At 55.2% G+C, this 24,042-nt stretch carries 18 protein-coding genes and 1 pseudogene; 18 read left to right on the top strand and 1 reads right to left on the bottom strand.

What is annotated here, in order from left to right:
- Nucleotides 1-43: 43 nt before the first annotated feature.
- From HV127_RS10920 to trpS, 15 genes and pseudogenes are all read left to right on the top strand, one after another.
- Nucleotides 44-1,651 (top strand): acetaldehyde dehydrogenase (acetylating), encoded by a 1,608-nt coding sequence (locus HV127_RS10920; RefSeq protein WP_182235991.1) that lies wholly within the window; start codon nt 44-46, stop codon nt 1,649-1,651.
- A gap of 26 nt (nt 1,652-1,677) precedes the next feature.
- Nucleotides 1,678-1,935, top strand: coding sequence for a EutN/CcmL family microcompartment protein (locus tag HV127_RS10915; RefSeq protein ID WP_110277403.1), 258 nt, complete (start codon nt 1,678-1,680; stop codon nt 1,933-1,935).
- Nucleotides 1,936-1,950: 15 nt separating this feature from the next.
- A complete protein-coding gene (locus tag HV127_RS10910; protein ID WP_182235989.1) occupies nt 1,951-3,105 on the top strand; it encodes a 1-propanol dehydrogenase PduQ in 1,155 nt (384 codons plus the stop codon).
- Between the two features lie 25 nt (nt 3,106-3,130).
- Entirely contained in the window at nt 3,131-6,517 is a 3,387-nt protein-coding gene (cutC, locus tag HV127_RS10905; RefSeq protein ID WP_182235987.1) for a choline trimethylamine-lyase, read from the top strand.
- Between the two features lie 57 nt (nt 6,518-6,574).
- Nucleotides 6,575-7,522 (top strand): choline TMA-lyase-activating enzyme, encoded by a 948-nt coding sequence (gene cutD, locus HV127_RS10900; RefSeq protein ID WP_182235985.1) that lies wholly within the window; start codon nt 6,575-6,577, stop codon nt 7,520-7,522.
- 11 nt (nt 7,523-7,533) lie between these two features.
- Entirely contained in the window at nt 7,534-7,992 is a 459-nt protein-coding gene (locus tag HV127_RS10895) for a BMC domain-containing protein (RefSeq protein ID WP_182235983.1), read from the top strand.
- Nucleotides 7,989-8,609 carry a phosphate propanoyltransferase gene (locus HV127_RS10890; protein WP_182235981.1) on the top strand — a complete coding sequence of 207 codons (621 nt, stop codon included), beginning with the start codon at nt 7,989-7,991 and terminating at the stop codon, nt 8,607-8,609. The genes HV127_RS10895 and HV127_RS10890 overlap by 4 nt, the downstream gene beginning before the upstream one ends.
- Nucleotides 8,610-8,621: 12 nt before the next feature.
- Nucleotides 8,622-9,308 carry a hypothetical protein gene (locus HV127_RS10885; protein WP_182235979.1) on the top strand — a complete coding sequence of 229 codons (687 nt, stop codon included), beginning with the start codon at nt 8,622-8,624 and terminating at the stop codon, nt 9,306-9,308.
- Nucleotides 9,309-9,327: 19 nt separating this feature from the next.
- Nucleotides 9,328-9,741, top strand: coding sequence for a multidrug efflux SMR transporter (locus tag HV127_RS10880; RefSeq protein WP_110277410.1), 414 nt, complete (start codon nt 9,328-9,330; stop codon nt 9,739-9,741).
- Between the two features lie 17 nt (nt 9,742-9,758).
- Nucleotides 9,759-10,088, top strand: coding sequence for a multidrug efflux SMR transporter (locus HV127_RS10875; protein WP_102804055.1), 330 nt, complete (start codon nt 9,759-9,761; stop codon nt 10,086-10,088).
- A 126-nt stretch (nt 10,089-10,214) separates the two neighbouring features.
- Nucleotides 10,215-12,575, top strand: a pseudogene (gene cutC, locus HV127_RS10870) (choline trimethylamine-lyase); the annotation flags it as partial.
- Nucleotides 12,576-12,782: 207 nt separating this feature from the next.
- Nucleotides 12,783-12,878 (top strand): tryptophanase leader peptide, encoded by a 96-nt coding sequence (gene tnaC / locus HV127_RS10865; RefSeq protein WP_004098218.1) that lies wholly within the window; start codon nt 12,783-12,785, stop codon nt 12,876-12,878.
- A gap of 123 nt (nt 12,879-13,001) precedes the next feature.
- Nucleotides 13,002-14,390: a tryptophanase gene (tnaA, locus tag HV127_RS10860; RefSeq protein WP_182235975.1), complete on the top strand. Its 1,389-nt coding sequence runs from the start codon at nt 13,002-13,004 to the stop codon at nt 14,388-14,390.
- A 140-nt stretch (nt 14,391-14,530) separates the two neighbouring features.
- On the top strand, nt 14,531-15,787 hold the full coding sequence (gene mtr / locus HV127_RS10855; RefSeq protein ID WP_182235973.1) for a tryptophan permease: 1,257 nt from the start codon (nt 14,531-14,533) through the stop codon (nt 15,785-15,787).
- A 206-nt stretch (nt 15,788-15,993) separates the two neighbouring features.
- Entirely contained in the window at nt 15,994-17,001 is a 1,008-nt protein-coding gene (gene trpS / locus HV127_RS10850) for a tryptophan--tRNA ligase (protein WP_182235971.1), read from the top strand.
- Between the two features lie 159 nt (nt 17,002-17,160).
- On the opposite strand, the gene HV127_RS10845 is transcribed toward trpS, so the two are convergent.
- Nucleotides 17,161-18,558, bottom strand: a complete 1,398-nt coding sequence (locus HV127_RS10845; protein ID WP_182240623.1) for a GGDEF domain-containing protein — start codon at nt 18,556-18,558, stop codon at nt 17,161-17,163.
- A gap of 534 nt (nt 18,559-19,092) precedes the next feature.
- On the opposite strand from HV127_RS10845, the gene HV127_RS10840 reads away from it, so the two are divergent.
- Genes HV127_RS10840 through HV127_RS10830 form a run of 3 tightly spaced genes read left to right on the top strand, consistent with a single transcriptional unit; the run spans nt 19,093 to nt 24,010 of the window.
- On the top strand, nt 19,093-20,160 hold the full coding sequence (locus HV127_RS10840) for an HlyD family efflux transporter periplasmic adaptor subunit (RefSeq protein ID WP_182235969.1): 1,068 nt from the start codon (nt 19,093-19,095) through the stop codon (nt 20,158-20,160).
- Nucleotides 20,157-22,886 carry a ribosome-associated ATPase/putative transporter RbbA gene (gene rbbA / locus HV127_RS10835; protein WP_182235967.1) on the top strand — a complete coding sequence of 910 codons (2,730 nt, stop codon included), beginning with the start codon at nt 20,157-20,159 and terminating at the stop codon, nt 22,884-22,886. The genes HV127_RS10840 and rbbA overlap by 4 nt, the downstream gene beginning before the upstream one ends.
- On the top strand, nt 22,886-24,010 hold the full coding sequence (locus HV127_RS10830) for an ABC transporter permease (protein ID WP_182235965.1): 1,125 nt from the start codon (nt 22,886-22,888) through the stop codon (nt 24,008-24,010). Before rbbA ends, HV127_RS10830 begins: the two co-directional genes overlap by 1 nt.
- Nucleotides 24,011-24,042: the final 32 nt, after the last annotated feature.

Below are 24,042 nucleotides of genomic sequence, written 5' to 3'. Positions count from 1 at the left end.
CGCGCCCCGTCTCCACTCTTTTAGTCTGATGAAGGATAGACTCATGATTGAACTGGATAACGATTTGCAGTCCCGGCAAAACGCCCGGGAGCTGGTGCGCAATGCCAAAAAGGCGCAGGCGATTCTGGCCACCTTTTCGCAGCAGCAAATCGACGCCATCGTGAAGAACGTGGCCCAGGAAGCGGCGCATCATGCCGAAGCGCTGGCGAAAATGGCCGCGGAAGAGACCGGTTTTGGCAACTGGCAGGACAAAGTGCTGAAGAACCGCTTCGCCTCGCTGCGCGTTTACGACGCCATCAAAGATATGAAGACCGTCGGCATCATTCATGACGATCAGGTGCAAAAGGTGATGGACGTGGGCGTGCCGCTGGGGGTGATTTGTGCACTGGTGCCGTCCACCAACCCGACATCCACTGTTATCTACAAAACACTGATCGCCCTGAAAGCTGGTAACGCGATTATCTTCTCCCCGCATCCGGGCGCACGTCAGTGCAGCTGGAAAGCGATTGAAATCGTCAAACGCGCAGCCGAAGCGGCAGGCGCTCCGGCAGGCAGCGTCGACGCAATTAGTCAGCTGACCCTCGAAGCCACTTCAGAACTGATGCACAGCAAAGACGTGTCGCTAATTCTGGCCACCGGCGGTGAAGGCATGGTGCGCGCAGCCTACGCCTCCGGCACCCCAACCATCAGCGGCGGTCCGGGTAACGGCCCTGCATTTATCGAGCGCAGCGCCGATATTCACCATGCGGTGAAAGATATCATCACCAGCAAAACCTTCGATAACGGCGTGATCTGCGCCTCCGAGCAGTCAATCATCGTCGAACGCTGCATTTACGACGACGTTCACCGCGAGCTGGAAGCCCAGGGCGCGTACTTTATGAACGAAAGCGAAGCGGCAAAAATGGCGGCTCTGCTGCTGCGTCCGAACGGCGCGATCAACCCGAAAACAGTCGGTAAAACCGCGCTGTATCTGAGCCAGATGGCCGGATTCTGCGTTCCAGCCAGCACCCGCGTGCTGATTGCCGAGCAGACCACGGTATCGCACTCCAACCCCTATTCACGGGAAAAACTGTGCCCGGTCCTCGGCCTGTACGTGGAAGAAGACTGGAAAGCGGCCTGTCACCGCGTGGTGGAATTGCTGACCAACGAAGGCCTCGGCCACACGCTGGTGATCCACACCCGCAATCAGGACGTTATCCGGCAGTTCTGCCTCGAAAAACCGGTTAACCGCATCCTGATCAACACCCCGGCGGCCCTCGGCGGTATCGGCGCGACCACCAATATTACTCCGGCCCTGACTCTGGGCTGCGGCGCGGTAGGCGGCGGTTCCAGTTCCGATAACGTCGGGCCGATGAACCTGCTCAATATTCGCAAAGTGGGCTACGGCGTGCGCTCCATTGATGAACTGCGCGCCCCGAGCAGCCGCCCGGAACCGCAGCCCACCATCGTCAGTCCGGCAGATAACCCGAACCGCAGCATCTTTGACGACGATCGCTTTAACTCCCCGGCAGCAGCAGCGCCAGTGGCTCACGCCACCAGCAGCGCGGATGACCGTTTTGCTACCGCAGCGACCGCTGGCGCAGACAGCGAGATCAACGAGCAAAACGTGGAGCGAGTCATTCGCCAGGTGCTGGAGCGCCTCGGTAAGTAACACATTGATATAAGGCGATAAAAACAATGATTCTCGCAAAGGTAGTTGGACATGTCGTCGCCACGCAGAAGTGCGATGAGCTACGCGGAAGCAACCTGCTGCTGATCAGCAAATTAGATGATGACCAGCAGCCGATGAAAGACCAGACCTGGGTTGCCGTTGATAGCGTCGGTGCCGGTATGCACGACATCGTGCTGGCGGAAGAGTATCTGGCGCTCAACAAAGACCGCTACAAGGCCATGTCGGTGGTCGCCATTGTCGAGAACGTGTTTCGGGACGCTTAAGGAGTCAATAACCCAATGAGTGAATTTTTGCTGAAACCCCGGATCCGCTTTGGTCAGGACGCGCTTTCCATCCTGAACGAGCTGCCCGCCCGCAACGTGCTGCTGGTCACCGACCAGGCGATGGTCAAATTTGGCCTCGCCGATCGCGTCACGCAGATCTTGCGCTCGCGCGGCATCGCCTTCCAGGTCTGGGACGACGTGGTCGCCGACCCGGATATCGCCACCGTGGTGCGCGGTATGAAGCGGATGGATAACAGCTATCCGGATCTGGTTATCGCGCTGGGCGGCGGTTCGGTGATTGATGCAGCCAAAGCGGTTATTTTCGCCCTGGCGCAAACCCGTCCGGACGCTCACCGCGAGCCGCCTTGCTTCGTGGCGATCCCCACCACCAGCGGTACTGGCTCGGAAGTCACCGCCTTTTCGGTAGTGAAGGCCCACGCCGAGAAGCTGGTGCTGGTGGACCCGTCGTTGCTGCCGGATATCGCTATTCTCGACCCGGCGCTGGTGGCCTCGGTGCCGCCCGCAATCACCGCCGATACCGGAATGGACGTGCTGTGCCATGCGCTGGAGGCCTATGTCTCCCGCGCCGCCAGCGACTTTTCCGATGCGCTGGCAGAGAAAGTGGTGCAGCAGGTGTTTCGCTACCTGCCGACCTGCTGGCGTAACGGTCACGATCTGCTAGCGCGAGAAAAAATGCACAACGCCTCCTGCATGGCGGGTATGGCCTTCACCAACGCATCACTCGGTATCACCCACAGCCTGGCCCACGCACTCGGCGGCGTTTTCCGCGTCCCCCATGGTCGTGCCAACGCGTTACTGATGGCGGAAGTGGTGGCCTGGAATGCGGATTATCACGGGTTGTGCGATACCGATGCCGCCCGTAAATACGCCCGATTAGCCCATCTGCTGGACCTGCCTGCGGCCACGACCCGCCAGGGCGTCGCCAGCCTGCTGGTCGCCATTCAGGCGTTAAAAGACGAAATGACTATGCCGGCCGGCATTGGTGATACCGGCGTCGATGCCGGTGATTTCGAACAGCGGCTGGCAGAGATGGTCGGCCAGGCGCTGCGCGACAGCTGTACGCCGACGAACCCACGCGCGCCGGACGCTCACGCACTTACCGAACTCTATCGCCGGGCGTGGACCGGCAACGCCGTTCAGGGCCACTGATAACAAGATTTGGAGAACCTTACCCATGGCACACTACAGCTTAACGCCGCGCGTCAAAGTGTTGGCAGAACGTTTACTCTCACAAAAAAGCACCCTGTGCACCGAACATGCCACCACGCTGAGCGCCCTTGATGGCGATATCGCGGGCATTCCCGCCGCCGTCAAACCGGCGCGCCGTTTCTATGAGCTGATGCGCCAATTGCCGCTGTGCATCAGCGCCGACGAACTGATCGTCGGCAACCAGACCCGCAAGCCGCACGGGGCGATTTTCCACGACGAAAGCGCCGCCCAGCGCCCTTCAGCATTCCAGTTCCTTAATCTTAGTAACGACCTGGATTCACCGGACTACAAACTGGTGGTCGAAAAAGGCGTGCTGGCGATTAAACACCAACTGGAAGAGAAAACCCGCGCGCTGGGCAGCGCCGTCAGCCGCAGCGGGATGGACGAAGTTAACGGATGTCGTGCAGCGATTTACGCCTGCGACGCGCTGATGGCGCTGGCGCAAAACCTGGCTAACAGTGCCGAAACGCTCGCTGCTGGCGAAACCAACGCTTACCGCAAGGCGGAGTTATTAGAGAGCGCCGCCATTTTGCACCACGTTCCGGCTCACCCGGCGCGCAGTTTCAAAGAAGCCTGCCAGGCATTCTACCTGTTCCAGCTGGCGCTCCAGTTGGACAACGGCAGCTACGCGGTCAACCCGGAAGGGGCCGATAAAGCCCTGCAGCCTTACTACCAACACGATATCAACAGCGGTGCGCTGTCTCAGCAGCAGGCCTATGAAATCGTCGAGTCTTTGTGGTTCAAATTGGCTGAACTGAGTGAAGTCCGCGCCGCCTGCGCTATCGACGGCTACCCGATGTTCGATGCCATGCTGCACGGCGCAAGCCTTGAGAATGCGCGCATCAACGAACTCTCCGACATGTTCCAGAGCGCCCAGCAAAATCTCAGCGCCCTGCATCTGCCGGTACGTCTGTTCAACGGCGCGAACCCAGTTTCCGCCGCACCGTTCGCTGCCTGTAGCGAAACGTCGACGGCTGAAGGTTTAACCCCGCGTATGCAGCGCCTGCGCAACCACTACCTGACCGTGCGCCCAAGCGTCTCCATCTACCGCGCGCTGGCCTTTACCGAAGTAGTGAAAGCCAATCCGGGGATGCCGACCATTCTGCTGCGCGCCAAAGCGTTCCGCCACGCCTGTGAAACCGCGCCAATTCTGATTCAGGACGACGAACTGATCGTCGGGCATCCATGCGGCAAGCCGCGTGCGGGCGCGTTCTCGCCAGATATCGCCTGGCGCTGGGTACGCGACGAGCTCGATACCATGAGCACCCGTCCGCAGGATCCGTTTGAGATCAGCGAAGCAGATAAGAAAACCATCCGCGAAGAGATCGTACCGTTCTGGGAAGGCCGCTCGCTGGACGAAATCTGCGAAGCCCAGTACCGCGAAGCGGGCGTATGGGCGTTCAGCGGCGAAACCTTCGTCAGCGACCTCTCCTATCATCAGATCAACGGCGGCGGCGACACCTGCCCAGGCTACGACGTGCTGCTGTTCACCAAAGGGATGAACGGCATTAAAGCCGATGCCGAGGCGCATCTCGCCAGCCTGAGCATGGAAAACCCGGAAGATATCGACCGCATCTACTACTACAAGGCGGCGATTGAAACCTGCGAAGGGGTCATTAACTACTCTCACCGCATCGCCGCGCGCGCCCGCGAACTGGCAGCTATCGAGCAGAACGCCCAGCGTCGCGCCGAACTGCTGACCATCGCCGAAGTGAACCAGAACGTCCCGGCGAATCCGCCGAAAACCTTGCAGGAAGCGCTGCAAAGCATCTGGACCGTGGAATCACTGTTTGAAATCGAAGAGAACCAGACCGGCCTGTCGCTGGGCCGCGTCGACCAGTACTGCTATCCGATGTTCGAAGCCGATATCCGCGAAGGCCGCCTGACTCACGATAGCGCGCTGGAGATGATGCAGGCGTTTATCATCAAGTGCGCCGAGCTGATGTGGATGTCCAGCGAGCTGGGGGCGAAATATTTTGCCGGTTATCAGCCGTTTATCAACCTGACCGTCGGCGGCCAGAAGCGTTCCGGCGGCGATGCCTGTAACGATCTGACCTATCTGATTATGGACGCCGTGCGCTTTGTGAAGGTTTACCAGCCATCGCTGGCCTGCCGTATTCACAACCAGTCGCCGCAGAAGTACATGGAAAAAATCGTCGATGTGGTGAAAGCGGGTATGGGCTTCCCGGCCTGTCACTTCGATGACTCGCATATCAAGATGATGCTGCGCAAAGGCTTTGATTTCGAAGACGCGCGCGACTACTGCCTGATGGGCTGCGTGGAACCGCAGAAATCCGGCCGCATCTACCAGTGGACATCAACCGGTTATACCCAGTGGCCGATTGCCATCGAGTTCGTCTTAAACCGTGGTCGCATGGTGTTATTTGATAGCTATCAGGGGCTGGATACCGGCGACCTGCGTGACCTGCACACCTTCGAAGAATTTGATGCAGCGGTGAAAAAGCAGATTGCCCATATTGTTCGCCTGTCGGCTATCGGTACGGTTATCAGCCAACGCGTACACCGCGACGTGGCGCCGAAGCCGCTGATGTCGCTGCTGGTGGAAGGTTGCATGGAGCAAGGTAAAGACGTCGCCGCCGGTGGCGCGATGGTCAACCACGGTCCGGGGCTGATCTTCTCCGGTCTGGCGACCTACGTCGACTCCCTCGCCGCGATCCGCAAGCTGGTGTATGAAGATAAAAAATACACCCTTGAGCAGATGCGCGACGCGATGCTGGCGAACTTTGAAGGCTATGAAGACTTACGCCGCGACTGCCTGAACGCGCCGAAATATGGCAACGATGATAACTACGTTGACCAGTACGCGCTGGACATCACCGAGTGGACCGAGCGCGAGTGCCGCAAGTACCAGATGCTCTACTCGACCCTGAGCCACGGCACGTTGTCTATCTCCAACAATACGCCAATTGGCGAGCTGACCAACGCCACGCCGAACGGCCGCCTGGCGTGGATGCCGCTCTCCGATGGTATCAGCCCGACTCAGGGCGCGGATAAGCAAGGCCCGACAGCGGTCATTAAGTCAGTAAGCAAGATGAACGTGGAGACCATGAACATCGGCATGGTGCACAACTTCAAGTTCCTCAAAGGGCTGCTGGATACTCCAGAAGGACGCCATGGCTTGATTACTCTGCTGCGCACCGCGTCGATTCTTGGCAACGGCCAGATGCAGTTCAGCTATGTCGATAACGAAGTGCTGAAAAAAGCGCAGCAGGAGCCGGAAAAATACCGTGACCTGATCGTCCGCGTAGCGGGCTATAGCGCCTACTTCGTGGAACTGTGCAAAGAAGTTCAGGACGAAATTATCAGCCGTACGGTAATTGAGAAGTTCTGATAAAAAACACGGACGTTTTTGGACACGGATGTCCCGATCGTATTTCTGGAGGTAAATGTGAGCGCAAAACAAGAATTAACCGGGCGAATTTTCAATATTCAGAAATATTCGATTTATGACGGTGATGGAATTCGCACGCTGGTTTTTTTTAAAGGCTGCAATATACGCTGCCCGTGGTGCGCCAACCCGGAAGGGCTGAATAGCCAGTTTCAGGTAATGTTCTCGCAGGATAAATGTATTAACTGCGGCGACTGCGTCAACGTCTGTCCGGCGGGTATTCACTACCGGGCAGAAGAAAATGGCGAAATGAAGCACTTCGTCAACCGCAATAAAGATTGCATCGGCTGTCGCAAGTGCGAAGAAATTTGCACCCAGAGCGCGCTGGATATTATGGGCAAAGATATCACCGTCAGCGAACTGATGGAGATAATCATGCAGGATTATGATTTTTATATCGCTTCCGGCGGCGGCGTCACCATCGGCGGCGGCGAGATGAGCCTGCAAACCGATTTTGCCGTCGCGCTATTTAGCGAATGCAAAAAGATGATGCTCAATACCGCTGTTGAAACCCAGGGCACAACCCCGCTGGCTAATTATCAAAAGCTGGCGCCGGTAACCGATACCTTCCTGTTCGATATTAAGCAAATTAACAGCGAGCACCATAAAGCCTTATTTGGCATTGGCAACGAAGGGATTCGCCGCAATCTGGAATGGTTGGTTGATTCGGGCGCTAACGTGATTGTGCGGATGCCGCTGGTGCGCGGTTATAACGACTCATGGGAAGCCATTACCGGAGCAATTGATTATGTGCAGAAGCTGGCGAAGCGCGGCAATATCCGCCGCATCGACATGCTGCCGTACCACCAGCTCGGGCGCAAAAAATATGAGCGCCTGGAGATGCCCTATCCCATTACCCAGGACCCGACTTATTCCGCCGATGAGTTGAACCGGCTGGAAACGTTCTTCACGCAGTTTGATTTTGATATTCGCTTAGTTCGTCACTAAAGGAGCCGATAATGAAAAGTTTAGGCGTAATTGAAACGCGAGGGTTAGTTGCCGCCGTTCAGGCCGTGGACGCCGCCTGTAAAAGCGCAGGCGTGGCCTGCATCGGCTACCGTAAAGTCGGTTCAGGGCTGGTGAGCGTCTGCTTTGAAGGGGAAATCAGCGCGATTCACACCGCCATCGAGCGCGGCGTGGCCGTCGCTATCGCTATCGATCCGCAGGCCCGTTCGCTGGTGATCGCCCGCCCTGAGCGCAGCGTGGTCGAAGCCCTGAGCAGTTTAAAAGGCCACCCGCCGCGCGCTGAGGTCAAAGTCGACGCGCCGGTTGAAATGAAAGATGAAGTCGGAACTGCTGAGCCGCTCCCGGCAGAAAAAAAGGATGCGGAAGAACCCGTCGCCCCGCCCACAGCGCAGCCCGCACCGGTCCCGTCGGAAGATAAAAACCCGGCGATGAGGAAAGGGAAGAAGGCATGATCGATACTCTGCTACATGAAAAAATCGCCGCCCGCCTGAGCCATGTTTCTCCGGCTATCCCGGTCGGCATCTCTAATCGCCACGTGCATCTGGCGCAGCAGGACGTCGAAGCCCTGTTCGGTAAGGGTTATGCCCTGACGCCGTTTAAGCCGCTGCGCCAACCGGGGCAGTTCGCCGCCCAGGAGTGCGTCACTGTGGTTGGTCCGAAAGGCTCGCTGACTAACGTTCGCGTCCTCGGCCCGACTCGCCCGGTTTCGCAGCTGGAAATCTCTCGTGCAGACTGCTTTACCCTCGGCGTCAAAGCGCCGGTTCGCGAATCGGGTCAACTGGAGAACGCGGGTAGCGCATTGCTGATAGGCCCCGCTGGCCACGTCGAACTGCGCTCTCAGGTGATCTGCGCCTGGCGGCATATTCATATGTCACCGCAGGACGCCCGCCAGTTGAACGTCGCTAACGGTCAAAAGGTCAGCGTGCGCAGCGACGGCGAGCGCCAGCTGACTTTCGATGAAGTGGTGGTGCGGGTGCGCGAAGACTTTGCGCTGGAGTTTCATATTGATACCGAAGAGGCCAACGCCGCCGGATTGAAAAACGGCGCGCAGGTCACGCTCATCAGTTAACGGAGGCCCGCCATGACTGACCAACAGATTGAATGCCTGGTTGAACGCATACTCCAGCGCCTGAAACCGCCGGTACTGGTAATGGTGGCCGCCGCGACGGGATATCGGCATGCCATTCGCCAGCGGCTGGCGAGCTGCGGCGAAAGTCTGCATCTGGCGCTGGATAGTGGAATTGAAGACGGTGAGCAGTGGCAGGCTCTGGGTAAAACGCTGCCTGCGGCCGACTGGCAAGATACGCTGCCCTTGGTCCCATACAAAGCGCTGCTGCTGCCGTTTCTCGATTATCCGCTGGCAGCAGATCTGGTGAATGGCTCCCTGCGCAGCCCGCTTGCCCGGCGCGTGCATGACGCCCTGCTGAGCGGCCTGCCAGTGCTGGCCCTGCGCTACCATTGCGACCCTGCCAGCGAACTGAACCAGCTGCTGGGCGCGCAGCCGGACTCCGCTTACGCCGGGCATATGCAGGCCACGCTTGCCCGTCTGGCGGACTGCGGCGTCACGCTGTGTACCATGAATGAGCTGCTGGAAAGACTGGCGTCAGGTAGCGAAGCAGCACCGGTACTGACGAGTACCACGCGGCGTTATCTCACTGTCACAGACGTGGTGAATAATCCGGCGCTGGCCTGCGCACCCGAAGCTCAGTTGACCGATGCCGCTATCGATTTTTTAAAAAACAGAAAAAAAGAACCTTACCTTAAATAGTAAACCCGGAGTTTAATTTATGTCTTCAAAAACAAAGTGTTGGCTATGGATGTTGTTGGTTATTGTTTCCGAAACCTCAGCCACGTCCACGCTCAAAATGTTCGGTAGCAGCGAAGGTACCACCAAAATACTGTTGCTCGGGCTGCTGATTGTTCTCTATTGCACCTGCTACTACTCGCTATCACGGGCGGTCAAAGATATCCCTGTTGGCCTGGCCTACGCCACCTGGTCCGGCACCGGCATTCTGGTCGTCTCCACCCTGGGTATGGCTTTCTACGGTCAACATCCAGATACCGCCGCCATTATCGGCATGGCAATCATCGCCAGCGGCATCGTGATCATGAACCTGTTTTCCAAAATGGGCAGCGAAGAGAGCGCGGAAGCGCCTGCTGAGCCGGTCGCTTCATCTATGGACAAAAAAGTCGCCAACTAACAGGAAAGGAAAAGCATATGTTTAATCTCGGATTTTTATGGCTGGCGCTGTCTATCGGCTCCGAAATTACCGGTACGTCAATGATCAAAAAGACTAACGGCTTTAGCAAACTAGCCCCGTCAGTACTGGTGATTTGCGCCTACGGGCTGTGCTATTTCGCCCTCACCCGCGCGATGAGCACCATTCCGGTGGGCGTGGCCTACTCGCTGTGGTGCGGCTTTGGCATCGTCGGCGTCACGATTTGCTCGATGATCCTCTATAAACAAAAACCGGATATCCCGGCAATCCTCGCCATGGTGCTAATTATTTCCGGCGGCATCATTATGAACGTCTTCTCCAGCATGTAATGAGATTCGGGCTGCTTTGAGCGAACATGCAAAGAAGCAGTCCGAAAACGCCTACAACGTCGTCAAATAGTCGTTAACGCTTCGGAAATTCTCCTTATGATTGGTACAAACTCCCTCCTGCCACAGCGGCTGCAAATCCTTAAGGATGCGTACCTGTCGGCAAAACCCAGCATTACGATTAACAGAGCGCAGGCCTATACGGAAGTATTCAAGAGCCATCCCGAACTGCCGAGGAATTTACTGCGGGCAAAAGGTTTTCGCCGCGCCTGCGAAACCGCACCGCTGCTTATTCAGGATCGCGAGCTGATTGTCGGTCACCCCTGTGGCAAACCGCGCGCAGGCTCCTTTTCGCCGGATACGGCATGGCAATGGGTCGCAGATGAATTAGAAACTATCGGTACCCGGCCGCAGGATCCCTATTTTATTAGTGAAGAAGATAAAAGGGTGATGCGAGAGGAGCTATTCCCTTTCTGGCAGGGTAAATCTCTGGCCGAAGAGTGCGAAAGAGTATTACGCCAGGAGGATGAAGAGCTATGGGAATTTGGCGCACAGGCGGCCATTAGCGACCTGACTTACCATATTACCAGCGGCGGCGGCGATACCAGCCCAGGTTACGACAATATCTTATTCCCAAAAGGGATTAACGGTTTAAAAAGAGAAGCAGAACTTTCTCTCGCTGAATTGTCCCCGGAGAATAAACATCACCAGGATCAAATTGCTTTTTACCAGGCGGCGATAGAGTGCTGCGAAGGCATTTTAACCTATGCGGCCAGGCTCTCAGCCCATGCCCTTGAACTCGCAGCAAAAGAAACCGATCCACAGAGAAAAGACGAATTAAGATCGATCGCGGCGGTAAATGCTCGCGTGCCCGCGTATCCTCCCGAAACATTCCATGAGGCATTGCAGGCAATATGGACGATTCAATCGCTCTTTTTACTGGAAGAAAACCAGTGCAGCACCTCGCTCGGACGCATTGACCAGTATGTTTATCCATACTTTGCCGCAGGAATAGCCTCAGGAAAAATAGATAACCAGCAGGCGCTGGAATTAATGGGCTGTTTTATTATTAAGTGCTCAGAAATGATTTGGTATACTCCAGGTGCGACAGCCAAGTATTTCGCGGGTTATATGCCATTCATTAATATGACCGTTGGTGGTCTGAAAAGAGAAGGCGGTGACGGCACTAACGATCTGACTTATCTTATTATGGATGCGGTTGAAAAAGTGAAGGTTTATCAGCCATCCCTCGCCTGTCGGATCCATAATCAATCTCCGCAACGTTATTTAGATAAGATTGTCGATATTATTAAAACCGGCATCGGCATGCCCGCGTGTCATTTTGACGATGCGCATATAAAAATCATGCTCAGAAAAGGCTTCGATTTTGAAGATGCCCGCGACTACTGCCTGATGGGCTGCGTGGAACCGCAACGATCCGGACGGATCCACCAATGGACCGCCGGCGGTTTTACCCAGTGGCCGATTACCCTTGAAATGGCGCTCAACCGCGGCGTACTCAAATCTTATGGCGACAAGCGCTGGCTGGATACCGGCGACGTCGATGCTCTGGCGACCTGGGACGAATTTGCCGCCGTGGTCAAGCGCCAGCTTGATTACCTGATCGAGATGAACGCGAAAGGCACCAATATTATTCAGCGCATCTTCCGCGATATCACCCCGACGCCGTATATGTCTCTCTTCATTGATGGCTGTATGCAAAACGGGCAGGACGTCACCGCTGGAGGCGCGGTTCTGTATGATGGGCCAGGAACGATTTTCGCCGGTCTGGGCACTTTTGTGGACAGCATGGCGGCCATAAAGAAACTGGTGTATGACGACAAAAAATATACCCTCGCCGAACTCAGAAAAGCGCTTGATGCAAATTGGGGAGGATATGAACATATCCGACGCGATTGTAAACATGCGCCTAAATATGGCAATGATGATAGCTATGCCGATGATATTGCCGTTGATATTGTTGATTACACTGAAAAGAGAATGAACCAACATCGTTCCCTTTATGCCAGACATATTCACGGAACCCTGTCGCAATCATTCAATACGCCGCTAGGTGGCATGATCGGCGCCACGCCGGATGGTCGAGAGGCTTTTGCGCCGCTCTCCGATGCCATGAGTCCAACCCAGGGTGCCGATACCCAGGGCCCAACGGCGGTCATCAAATCCGTCTCCAGAATCAACGTCGAATCCATGAGCCTGGGAATGGCGCACAACTTTAAACTCAGCCAAAGCGCGCTGGACACCCCAGAAAGCCGCAATGGCATTATTACTCTGCTGCGGACGGCCTCGGTGATGGGAAACGGGCAGATGCAGTTTAACTGTATTGATAACGCAACCCTGGTTAAAGCGCAGAAATGTCCGGAGCAATATCGAGATCTTATTGTTCGGGTCGCGGGCTATAGCGCATTTTTTGTTGAGCTTTGCAAAGACGTTCAGGATGAGATTATTAGCCGTACCGTAAATCATTAAAAACTCAATGAGACTTAATCCTCAATAACCACGATGGATTTAAAAACACAAAATGTTATAACAAAGCCTGCTATTTAAAAAAACAAGACCAGCGTCAAAGTTTAAGGTTGCGCTTATCAATAAATAATATTTTGTGATTTCAATCGTGGTTATTTTCTCAGTTTACCCTATTTTTATCACACCCCTTCCCCAACAGAGGACGATGTAATGACGCAAAAATCGATTTATCGCCTCATTGCCCAGGGCGGCCTGGACGACTGGTACAATCTCGATCACCGTATCTCCAACGACTTCCCACGTTAATTCTCCGCTGCTGCTCACTTTACAAAAAAATTAAATCAATACTGCGTTGAGTCGCTATTTGTTGCGCCTGTCATTTGTCGCCGAATAGCCAAACGCGGCACAGCATCCCCATGGAGAAAATAAATGAAACGTATCCCTGAGCCGTTCCGCATTAAAATGGTCGAAAATATTCGTATGACCACCTTTGACGATCGCGTCAAAGCCCTGGAGGAAGCGGGCTATAACCCGTTCTTACTCAATAGCCAGGACGTTTATATCGACCTGCTGACCGACTCCGGCACCGGCGCGATGAGCGACCATCAGTGGGCCGGACTGATGATGGGCGACGAGGCCTATGCCGGGTCGCGCAACTATCAGCACTTGTGCGAAAAGGTCAAAGAAATTATCGGCTACCCGTATACTATTCCTACTCACCAGGGGCGCGGCGCGGAGCAGATTCTGTTCCCGAGCCTGATTGCCCGCCGTAAGTCGGCGCATCCGGTGTTTATTTCTAACTTCCACTTCGACACCACCGCCGCTCACGTTGAACTCAACGGCGCGAAAGCGATTAACGTGGTGACGCCAAAAGCCTTCGATACCACCTCGTGGTACGACTGGAAAGGCAACTTTGATATTGATTTGCTGAAGGCGACCATTGCCGAGCACGGCGCGGAAAACGTCGCGGCGATTATTACTACCGTTACCTGTAATAGCTCCGGCGGCCAACCGGTGTCGCTGGCGAATATGCGCGAGGTGTACCAGATTGCCCGCCAGAATAATATTCCGGTGGTGATCGACTCCGCCCGTTTCTGCGAAAATGCGTGGTTTATTAAACAGCGCGAAGAGGGCTACGCCGATAAATCGGTGAAAGAGATTATTCTCGAGATGTATCAGTATGGCGATATGCTGACGATGTCCGCCAAGAAAGACCCGATGGTCAATATCGGCGGGCTGTGCTGCTTCCGTGATGACGAAGATTTATTTAACGAAGTGCGCATTCGCTGCGTGCCGATGGAAGGCTTTGTCACCTACGGCGGCCTGGCGGGACGCGATATGGAAGCGCTGGCTATCGGTCTGGAAGAAGGGACCAACGAAGATTACCTCGCTTATCGCATCAATCAGGTGGAATACCTCGGCGAGCGCCTGCGCGAAGGCGGCATTCCGATTCAGTATCCGACCGGCGGCCATGCGGTATTCGTCGACGCCAAACTGCTGCTTCCGCATATCCCGGCAGAGCAGTTCCCGGCCCACGCGCTGAATAACGAACTGTACCTGGAAGCGGGTATCCGTAGCGTGGAAATCGGCTCTCTTCTGCTGGGCCGCGACCCGGAAACCGGCAAGCAGAAAGCGTCGCCGATGGAGCTGCTGCGCCTGACTATTCCGCGCCGCGTTTATACCAACGATCATATGGACTATATCGCTGATGCGCTGATTGCCGTGAAGGCCCGCGCCGCAACGATTAAGGGTCTGGCCTTTACCTATGAACCGCCTGTACTACGCCACTTCGTCGCCAGACTGAAACCGGTGAAATAACCCAAGCCCTCGGCGCTCTCGCAACGGGAGCGCCTTAAACTTCAAATAACGACTAATTAGCTCAATCACTCGGGTTGTGCCTGGGTAGCCGTTTGCCCGCAGCCCGTTACTTAATAGATAGCCACGTGAGGAATAACCTTATGGCTACATTATCGGTCTCAAAAGCGGTCTCAAAAAATACACCATCGCTGATTGGCGGGGCGATGATTATCGGCGGTACCATTATTGGCGCAGGTATGTTCTCTTTACCGGTCGTCATGTCTGGTTCCTGGTTTTTCTGGTCGCTGCTGGCGCTTATATTTACCTGGTTTTGTATGCTGCACTCCGGATTAATGATTCTGGAAGCAAACCTGAATTATCATATTGGCGCCAGCTTCGATACTATTACTAAAGATTTACTGGGTAACGGCTGGAATATTATTAATGGTCTCACCGTCGCCTTCGTATTATATATTCTGACCTACGCCTATATATCCGCCAGCGGTTCGGTTATCCAGCATACTTTTGCGCAAATGAATCTCGCGGTACCGGCGCGCTTAGGCGGCCTGGCGTTCGCACTGGTGGTCGCCTTTATTGTCTGGCTGAGCACCAAAGCGGTAAGCCGGATGACCACTATCGTGCTGGGCGCCAAAATCCTCACCTTCTTTATGACCTTCGGCGGGCTGATGTGGCACGTCGAGCCCGCGATTCTGTTTAACCGCTCGGAAGCCAATGCGTCATATTTGCCCTACGTGCTGATGACGCTGCCGTTCTGCCTGGCTTCATTTGGCTATCACGGTAACGTCCCCAGCCTGATGAAGTATTACGGTAAAGATCCGCTAATCATTCGTCGCTGCCTGCTGCTTGGCACACTGATGGCGCTAGTGCTGTATATCATCTGGTTGGTCGGTACCATGGGCAATATTCCGCGCCCGGCGTTTATCGATATCGCCGAGAAAGGCGGCAATATTGACGTACTGGTGCAGACCTTAAGCGGCCTGCTGAACAGCTCCACGCTGGACTTACTACTGACCGTCTTTTCCAACTTCGCCGTCGCCAGTTCGTTTCTGGGCGTGACTCTCGGCCTGTTCGATTACCTGGCGGATCTGTTTAAGTTCGACGACAGCCCTCAGGGGCGTTTTAAAACCGCGCTGGTTACCTTTGTGCCGCCGATTGTCGGTGGGCTGCTGTGGCCAAACGGCTTTATTTACGCCATCGGCTTCGCCGGTCTCGCCGCCACCGTGTGGGCTGCTATCGTTCCCGCTCTTCTGGCACGAGCCTCACGAAAACGGTTTGGTAGCCCGAACTATCGGGTATGGGGTGGCAATGCCATGATTATCCTGATCTTATGCTTCGGAGGCGCTAACGCGATAATTCATATCTTATCCAGTTTTAACCTGCTGCCGGTTTATCGCTAAATAAAAAACCGCTTTTACTGCTACTGCTTTTCGTGGCAGGATAAAAAGATGAACAGAAACGTTGTCGTAACTCACCCTTGTCGTTGGTGGCTGCCTGCATAACAGGCGGCATGATTTAACGTTTCCCATATTCAGAGCCGCCGGAAGGCGGCTTTGTTGTTTCTGAGTGGCGCCTTTCGGCTTAATCACAGCATAAGGAGTCACTCATGAGTACGACACAAACTATTCTGACCGGCGACCGTCCAACCGGCCAGCTGCACCTCGGCCACTACGTCGGTTCCCTGCGCCAGCGCGTGCAGCTCCAACATGATCACCAGCAATTTATCCTTGTTGCTGATCTGCAGGGGCTGACCGATAACGGCAGCAATCCGCAAAAAATCAGCAGTAACATCTTTGAAGTGATGGCGGATTATCTGGCCGTCGGCATCGATCCGCAGAAGACGACCATCTGTCTGCAATCGGCCCTACCGGCGCTGGCGGAGCTCAGCGCGCTATATATGAATATCGTCACCGTCGCCCGCGTTGAGCGTAATCCGACGGTCAAAAACGAAATCGCCCAGAAGGGATTTTCCCGCTCGCTGCCGGTGGGCTTTTTGGCCTATCCCATCAGCCAGGCTGCCGATATCAGCGCCTTTAAAGCCGAACTGGTGCCTGTCGGGGATGACCAGTTGCCGATGATTGAACAGACCAACGAGATCGTGCACAAAATGAATAGCCTGACAACGGAGCCAGTATTGCGACACTGCAAGGCGCTGCTCAGCGACGTCAGCCGCCTGCCGGGCATTGACGGCAATGCAAAAATGTCGAAATCGCTGGGAAATACGCTCACGCTTTCGGCCAGCGAAGAGGAGATCCACCGCGCGGTCAGCGCCATGTACACCGATCCGAATCACCTGCGAGTTGCCGATCCGGGCCAGATTGAAGGTAACGTGGTCTTTACTTATCTCGACGCCTTTCATCCCGATAAAACGTTGGTTGCGGATATGAAAGCACACTATCAGAGTGGTGGTCTTGGGGACCGACAGTGCAAGAATGAGCTGGAGTCCTGTTTACAGGAGCTGCTGGCACCGATACGCGAACGCCGGGCGACCTATATTCAGGATAAAGGCATGCTGCTGGAACTACTGCGCCGGGGAAGCGAGCGGGCACACCAGTTGACTCAACAAACGTTGCATGAGGTAAAACGAGGTCTGGGGCTGCCGGTGCTGTTTTGAGAGTCAGAGATATCTTCGCAGGCTCCACGGGCTCGCAGCCTGGTGCGGCTATCTCCCCGGTGGCGGCTGACGCCTTACCGGGGCTACGGGTTCCCAGCCGTCTGCGGACTGGTAGCCCGGACAGGCGCAACGCGCCGCCTCCGGGAAGAACTCAGCCGCTTAATTGCCGTCGCCTTCATGCATCTTCACACAATTTCGCCCATCACGTTTGGCGACATACAGCGCGCTGTCGGCGTCGCGCAGCAGCAGGTTGTAATCCGGATGACCGGTGTGGACGGCGTAGCCAATGCTGGCGGTGATCGAAATTTCGGTCTCAGCACCGACGCTAAACGCCAGTTGGCTGATTTTTTTACGCAGCCGCTCGAGGATAGTAAAGGCTTCCGCCGCGCCGGTTTCCACCAGCACCAGCAGAAACTCCTCGCCGCCGTAGCGGAAAATGTAGTCACTGGAACGAATGTTATCGCTGAGCAGCTCCGCAACGTGCTTGATCGCCCGGTCACCGACCATATGACCCCAGCTGTCGTTAATTTCTTTAAAGTGGTCAATATCAATAATCGCCACCGTCATCGGCAGCTCATACTCCATCGCCAGCGTCACTTCATGCTTAAGGACCACCGGCAGGTAGCGACGGTTCAGCAGGCTGGTCAGCGTATCTTTGCCGCTTTGCATCTGCGACAGGCTGCTAAACAGAACCCCAAGCTGGCTACCAATCTGCTGACAATGGATATGGATCCCCTGCAGCAGGCTTTGCGTATTTTTATACTCTGAATCGTCTGCCGAAGATTTCCAGGCGGATAACAGGGCATCCACCTTGCTAATTAAGTCGGCAATTTCCTGCATTTGCGGATTTTTATTAAAATAACGCACGCATTTATGGCGGAACCACAGGCCAAACTCTGACTCAGATAATAACGCTCCGTTAATATCTGTCTTATTATCGCTGACGATATTAAAAATAGCGGTATTTTCCCACCCAGAGAGCGAAGCCTGCTGCTTACCATATTCCAATGGCACATTATCCATCAGGCTATACAGGCGATAAGCCTCTTCATTTTTCGTCGCCCGATAGTGCGATAGGGTATAGGCGTGGCACATCATCTCGACCGCCATATTAATAGCCATGATGGCGTAGTAGATGGCGGCGACGCTGGTATCACGGTCAATCTCGCTATCGCGGATATTTTCAATCAGCCCGGCCTTAAGCTGCCGCGCGCCGCGCAGGACGGCCTCAGCCGGAATGCCAATTCGCGAATGGATGCTGCCGATCAGGTACTGCCGCTCCGCCAGCACCTGCAGATTTTCCTTCTCGCTCATCAGGATATCTCTCACCCACCCAGCGAGCGAGCTACTTAGCCGCTCCTGGACTAAATCATAGGTAAGGTGCCTGGCGATGTCCGGATCCTGAAAAATAAAGTCATAAAAACGGGTCGCTAACGCCTCCGCCTGCTGATCGGCAATATTTTTAAGAACTGCCTTCACTTCCGGCGTCAGGCTGTCGTACAGCGGCAACCATTCCTTAAAAATAATGGAGATATATTTCTGGCTTTCATCTTTCATTTGAATAAAGCGCTCGCCTGGCGTTAGTGTATTTTCAGGGCCGGAGATCATACAACAGTTCTCCGGGAGCAACCAGATTAAAAATGCGACAGCCCCCCACCAATAATACCCTCTGGTTATTAGCGTCGAGAAATGGCTTATAAGTATGATGATTTAATGAAGAACGATGAAGATTGTATGAGCAAGGCCCAGAGCATTAAACCCAATAAGCATCATGGATAATATTGCCTCACCGCGCTTCAGCTGTTTTTTATGTTAACTCTGCGACAAGTCCATGTTTTGTATATGGACATATTCATTGCGGGTGTTAGTATTGCATTGACGGTAGCAATAGATATGCGTGTTTCATTTAAGGCGAGGATTGCTGATGATGACCACATTAATCGCACCTCTTTCTGACTGGCCAGCAGCGTCACACGACGTCATGCGCCGGTTGGCCTTATCCCCCATCCCTTCTTTTCCTGGAAAGACGATACTTCGCTACGCGGAGGAGAAACGCGCACCACTCAGCAAACGGAGCAAAGCGAGTCGCGTATGGACAAAATCAAACGGCGTTGGACAGGATACGTTATTGGTTTACTGGTGGTCATTGCCGCCGCGGCATGGTGGATGTTACGCCCACCAGGGCTTCCGGCAGGCTTTGCCAACAGCAACGGTAGAATCGAGGCGACCGAAGTCGATATAGCCACCAAAACCGCCGGTCGTATCGACTCGATTCAGGTCAAAGAGGGACAGTTTGTGCGTCAGGGCGAAGTCTTAGCCCGCATGGACATCCGCGTTCTCAATGAACAACGGCTGGAGGCCGCCGCGCAAATTAAGGAAGCGGAAAGTTCGATTGCCGCAGCAAAAGCGCTGCTCGATCAGCGTCAAAGCGAAATGCGCGCTGCCGAGGCGGTCGTGAAGCAGCGGCAGGCTGAACTCAATTCCGCCGCCAAACGCCATGTCCGTTCCAACACCCTGTCGCAGCGTGGCGCGGTCTCCGCTCAACAGCTTGATGATGACCAGGCGGCGGCGGAAAGCGCCAGGGCTGCTCTGGAATCAGCGAAAGCGCAGGTCTCTGCGGCCAGAGCAGCCATTGAGGCAGCCCGCACCAGTATTATTCAGGCGCAAACCCGCGTTGAGGCAGCTCAGGCTACCGAGCGGCGGATTATCGCCGATATCGACGATAGCGAACTGAAAGCGCCACGTGATGGCCGCATTCAGTATCGTGTTGCCGAACCGGGAGAAGTGCTGGCGGCGGGCGGTAGGGTGCTGAATATGGTCGACCTATCTGATGTCTATATGACCTTCTTCCTGCCGACCGAACAGGCGGGCCTTTTGGCGCTCGGCAGCGAAGCACGCATTATCCTCGATGCCGCGCCGAATCTGGTTATTCCTGCCAATATCAGTTTTGTCGCTAGCGTGGCGCAATTTACCCCCAAAACGGTGGAAACCAGCGACGAACGGCTGAAGCTGATGTTCCGCGTCAAAGCCCGCATTCCGCCGGAGCTGCTGGAACAGCATCTTGAGTATGTGAAAACCGGCCTTCCCGGCATGGCCTGGGTGCGTCTGGATAGCCAGAAGGCGTGGCCTGAAGCGCTGATGGTGAGGTTGCCGCAATGAAAACCGTCGCCCGTCTGGAAAACGTGAGACAGCACTTTGGCACGACCACCGCGCTAAAGGATATTACGCTGAACATTCCCGCCCGCTGTATGGTGGGCCTGATCGGGCCAGACGGCGTCGGCAAGTCCAGCCTGCTCTCGCTGATTTCCGGCGCACGAGTCATTGAGCACGGTAACGTGATGGTGCTCGGCGGCGACATGAGCGATGTGCGTCACCGCCAGGACGTGTGCCCGAAAATTGCCTGGATGCCGCAGGGGTTGGGGAAAAACCTCTACCACACCCTGTCGGTCTATGAAAACGTCGACTTCTTCGCCCGCCTGTTTGGTCATGATAAAGCCGAGCGCGAAAACCGAATCAATGAGCTTTTGCAAAGTACCGGTCTGGCACCGTTTCGCGACCGTCCAGCAGGGAAGCTCTCCGGCGGAATGAAGCAAAAGCTTGGCCTGTGCTGCGCGCTCATTCACGACCCACAGTTGCTGATCCTTGATGAACCAACCACCGGCGTCGATCCCCTCTCCCGCGCGCAGTTTTGGGATCTGATCGACAGCATTCGCCAGCGCCAGCCGGAGATGAGCGTGCTGGTCGCCACCGCCTATATGGAAGAGGCGGAACGTTTTGACTGGCTGGTCGCCATGAATGCGGGAGAAGTTCTGGCGACCGGCAGCGCAGAAGAGCTAAAAGTGCAAACGGCGAGCCAGACGCTGGAGCAGGCATTCATCGCCCTGCTTCCCGAAGCCCAGCGCCTGGCGCATAAAGAGGTGATCATTCCACCGCGCAACGCAGAGGAGAGCGAAATCGCCATTGAAGCTCGCGGCCTGACGATGCGCTTTGGCAATTTTGTCGCCGTTGATCACGTGAACTTTCGTATCGCCCGCGGCGAAATCTTCGGTTTCCTCGGCTCCAATGGCTGCGGTAAATCAACAACCATGAAAATGCTGACCGGGCTGCTGCCGGCCAGCGAGGGCGAGGCCTGGCTATTTGGCCAGCCGGTCGACCCGAAGGATATTGAAACCCGCCGCCGCGTCGGCTATATGTCGCAGGCCTTTTCCCTCTACAGTGAACTGACCGTTAGGCAAAACCTCGAACTGCATGCCCGGCTGTTCCATATTCCGGATGCGGAGATCCCCGGTCGGGTCGCCGAAATGAGCCAGCGTTTTATGCTGCAAGACGTTGAAGACACCCTGCCCGCCTCGCTGCCGTTAGGTATTCGGCAACGGCTATCGCTGGCGGTCGCGGTGATTCACCGTCCGGAAATGTTAATTCTTGACGAACCCACCTCCGGCGTCGATCCCGTGGCCCGGGATATGTTCTGGCAGCTGATGGTCGATCTGGCCCGTCAGGATCGGGTGACAATCTTTATCTCCACCCACTTTATGAATGAAGCCGAGCGATGCGATCGCATTTCGCTGATGCATGCTGGCAAAGTGCTGGCCAGCGATACGCCGCAGGCGCTGGTCGAACAGCGCGGGTCGGCCAGTCTCGAAGAGGCCTTTATCGCCTGGCTACAGGAGGCAGCAGATGCCGCACAGCCGCCTGCTGCTGAGGCTGCGCCGATTCCCATGATTGAACACAAAACCGAAACCATTGCTCCGCGTCAGGCGTTTAGCTTGCGCCGCCTGTTTAGCTACAGCCGTCGCGAAGCGCTGGAGCTACGTCGCGATCCGGTACGATCGACTCTGGCATTGCTGGGCACGGTGATCCTGATGTTTATTATGGGATATGGGATCAGTATGGACGTCGAGGATCTGCGATTTGCGGTACTCGACCGCGATCAAACCGTCAGCAGCCAGGGCTGGTCGCAGAATATCGCCGGTTCACGCTATTTTATCGAACAGCCGCCTCTGCAAAGCTACAGTGAACTGGACCGGCGGATGCGCAACGGCGAGCTGGCGGTGGCTATCGAAATTCCACCTAATTTTGGCCGCGACATCGCTCGGGGAACGCCAGTGCAAATCGGCGTGTGGGTTGATGGCGCAATGCCAAACCGGGCGGAAACGGTGCGCGGCTACGTGCAGGCGATGCATTTGGCCTGGCTTCAGGAGATGGCCGGTCGCCAGGCCAGCCCCAATCGCGATACCTCACTGATTTCTATTGAAACCCGCTATCGCTATAACCCGGACGTGAAGAGTCTGCCAGCGATTGTTCCAGCGGTTATTCCGCTACTGTTGATGATGATCCCGGCGATGCTCAGCGCGCTCAGCGTAGTGCGTGAGAAAGAGCTGGGCTCGATCATCAATCTGTACGTGACGCCGACCACCCGCAGTGAATTTCTTCTGGGCAAACAGGTGCCGTATATCGTGCTGGGGATGTTTAACTTCTTTCTACTATGTGCACTGTCGGTGTTTGTCTTTGGCGTACCGCATAAAGGGAGCTTCCTGACGCTTACGCTGGCCGCACTGCTCTATGTCACTATTGCCACCGGGCTTGGCCTACTGATCTCAACCTTTATGAAAAGCCAGATTGCGGCGATTTTCGGTACCGCGATTATTACGCTTATCCCGGCGACGCAGTTCTCGGGGATGATCGATCCCGTCGCGTCTCTGGAAGGACCGGGCCGCTGGATTGGCCAGATTTATCCAACCAGCCACTTTCTGACCATTGCGCGAGGAACGTTTTCCAAAGCGCTAAATCTGACGGACCTGTGGGCATCCTTCATACCACTGCTTATTGCGGTTCCGCTGGTGCTGGGCCTGAGCGTGTGGCTGCTGAAAAAACAGGAGGGATAATGCGCGGATTACGCAATATTTATAATTTAGGCATGAAAGAGCTACGCAGCCTGCTTGGCGATAAGGCGATGCTGACATTAATTGTCTTCGCCTTTACCGTCTCGGTTTACTCCTCCGCTACCGTTATGCCGGGGTCGTTACATTTAGCCCCTATCGCTATTGCGGATATGGATAAATCGCAGCTCTCATCGCGCATTATCAACGGTTTTTATCGCCCCTGGTTTTTACCCCCTGAGCTGATTACCGCTGATGAAATGGACGCAGGGCTGGATGCCGGGCGATATACATTCGCGATCAATATTCCCCCTAACTTCCAGCGTGATGTTTTAGCCGGACGCCAGCCGGAGCTGCAGGTAAACGTTGATGCGACGCGAATGAGCCAGGCGTTTACCGGCAATAGCTATATCCAGAATATCGTCACTGGTGAGGTAAATAGCTTTGTCGCCCGCTATCGGGATAACAGTACGTTGCCAGTCGAGCTAGCCGTCAGGATGCGTTTTAACCCGAATCTGGAACAGGAACGTTTCGGGGCCGTAATGGCGATTATAAACAATATTACTATGCTGGCCATCGTGCTTACCGGTTCGGCGTTGATACGTGAACGAGAGCATGGAACCGTGGAGCACCTGCTGGTGATGCCGGTGACGCCGTTTGAAATTATGATGGCAAAGATCTGGTCAATGGGTTTGGTGGTGCTGGTCGTTTCTGGATTATCGCTTATATTGATGGTCCAGGGAGTGTTGCAAGTGCCGATTGAAGGCTCTATACCGCTGTTTATGCTTGGAGTAGCCCTGAGCCTGTTTGCTACTACCTCAATTGGAATATTTATGGGAACCGTGGCCCGCTCGATGCCGCAGTTAGGGCTGTTGATGATTCTAGTGCTGCTACCACTTCAGATGCTATCCGGGGGATCAACGCCACGAGAAAGTATGCCGCAGGCGGTGCAGGACATCATGCTCACCATGCCGACAACTCATTTCGTCAGCCTGGCGCAGGCAATTCTGTATCGAGGCGCAGATTTTACGATTGTCTGGCCGCAGTTTCTGACGCTGCTGGCTATCGGTGGCGTATTTTTTACGATTGCACTGCTGCGTTTTCGTAAGACTATCGGCGAGATGGCCTGAGTTTATGCCGCTACCGCTGGTAGCGGCTATCG

Source organism: Klebsiella sp. RHBSTW-00215, assembly GCF_014103785.1.
Classification (GTDB): domain Bacteria; phylum Pseudomonadota; class Gammaproteobacteria; order Enterobacterales; family Enterobacteriaceae; genus Klebsiella.
Note: the sequence above shows the minus strand (reverse complement) of the source record. Positions and strands in the feature narration are given on the sequence as shown.

Excerpts from the sequence above, each read along its gene's own strand:
- HV127_RS10920 (WP_182235991.1), top strand. The coding sequence starts at position 44 with ATGATTGAACTGGATAACGATTTGCAGTCCCGGCAAAACGCCCGGGAG.
- HV127_RS10915 (WP_110277403.1), top strand. The coding sequence starts at position 1,678 with ATGATTCTCGCAAAGGTAGTTGGACATGTCGTCGCCACGCAGAAGTGC.
- HV127_RS10910 (WP_182235989.1), top strand. The coding sequence starts at position 1,951 with ATGAGTGAATTTTTGCTGAAACCCCGGATCCGCTTTGGTCAGGACGCG.
- cutC (WP_182235987.1), top strand. The coding sequence starts at position 3,131 with ATGGCACACTACAGCTTAACGCCGCGCGTCAAAGTGTTGGCAGAACGT.
- HV127_RS10895 (WP_182235983.1), top strand. The coding sequence starts at position 7,534 with ATGAAAAGTTTAGGCGTAATTGAAACGCGAGGGTTAGTTGCCGCCGTT.
- HV127_RS10890 (WP_182235981.1), top strand. The coding sequence starts at position 7,989 with ATGATCGATACTCTGCTACATGAAAAAATCGCCGCCCGCCTGAGCCAT.
- HV127_RS10885 (WP_182235979.1), top strand. The coding sequence starts at position 8,622 with ATGACTGACCAACAGATTGAATGCCTGGTTGAACGCATACTCCAGCGC.
- HV127_RS10880 (WP_110277410.1), top strand. The coding sequence starts at position 9,328 with ATGTCTTCAAAAACAAAGTGTTGGCTATGGATGTTGTTGGTTATTGTT.
- HV127_RS10875 (WP_102804055.1), top strand. The coding sequence starts at position 9,759 with ATGTTTAATCTCGGATTTTTATGGCTGGCGCTGTCTATCGGCTCCGAA.
- tnaC (WP_004098218.1), top strand. The coding sequence starts at position 12,783 with ATGACGCAAAAATCGATTTATCGCCTCATTGCCCAGGGCGGCCTGGAC.
- tnaA (WP_182235975.1), top strand. The coding sequence starts at position 13,002 with ATGAAACGTATCCCTGAGCCGTTCCGCATTAAAATGGTCGAAAATATT.
- mtr (WP_182235973.1), top strand. The coding sequence starts at position 14,531 with ATGGCTACATTATCGGTCTCAAAAGCGGTCTCAAAAAATACACCATCG.
- trpS (WP_182235971.1), top strand. The coding sequence starts at position 15,994 with ATGAGTACGACACAAACTATTCTGACCGGCGACCGTCCAACCGGCCAG.
- HV127_RS10845 (WP_182240623.1), bottom strand. The coding sequence starts at position 18,558 with ATGAAAGATGAAAGCCAGAAATATATCTCCATTATTTTTAAGGAATGG.
- HV127_RS10840 (WP_182235969.1), top strand. The coding sequence starts at position 19,093 with ATGGACAAAATCAAACGGCGTTGGACAGGATACGTTATTGGTTTACTG.
- rbbA (WP_182235967.1), top strand. The coding sequence starts at position 20,157 with ATGAAAACCGTCGCCCGTCTGGAAAACGTGAGACAGCACTTTGGCACG.
- HV127_RS10830 (WP_182235965.1), top strand. The coding sequence starts at position 22,886 with ATGCGCGGATTACGCAATATTTATAATTTAGGCATGAAAGAGCTACGC.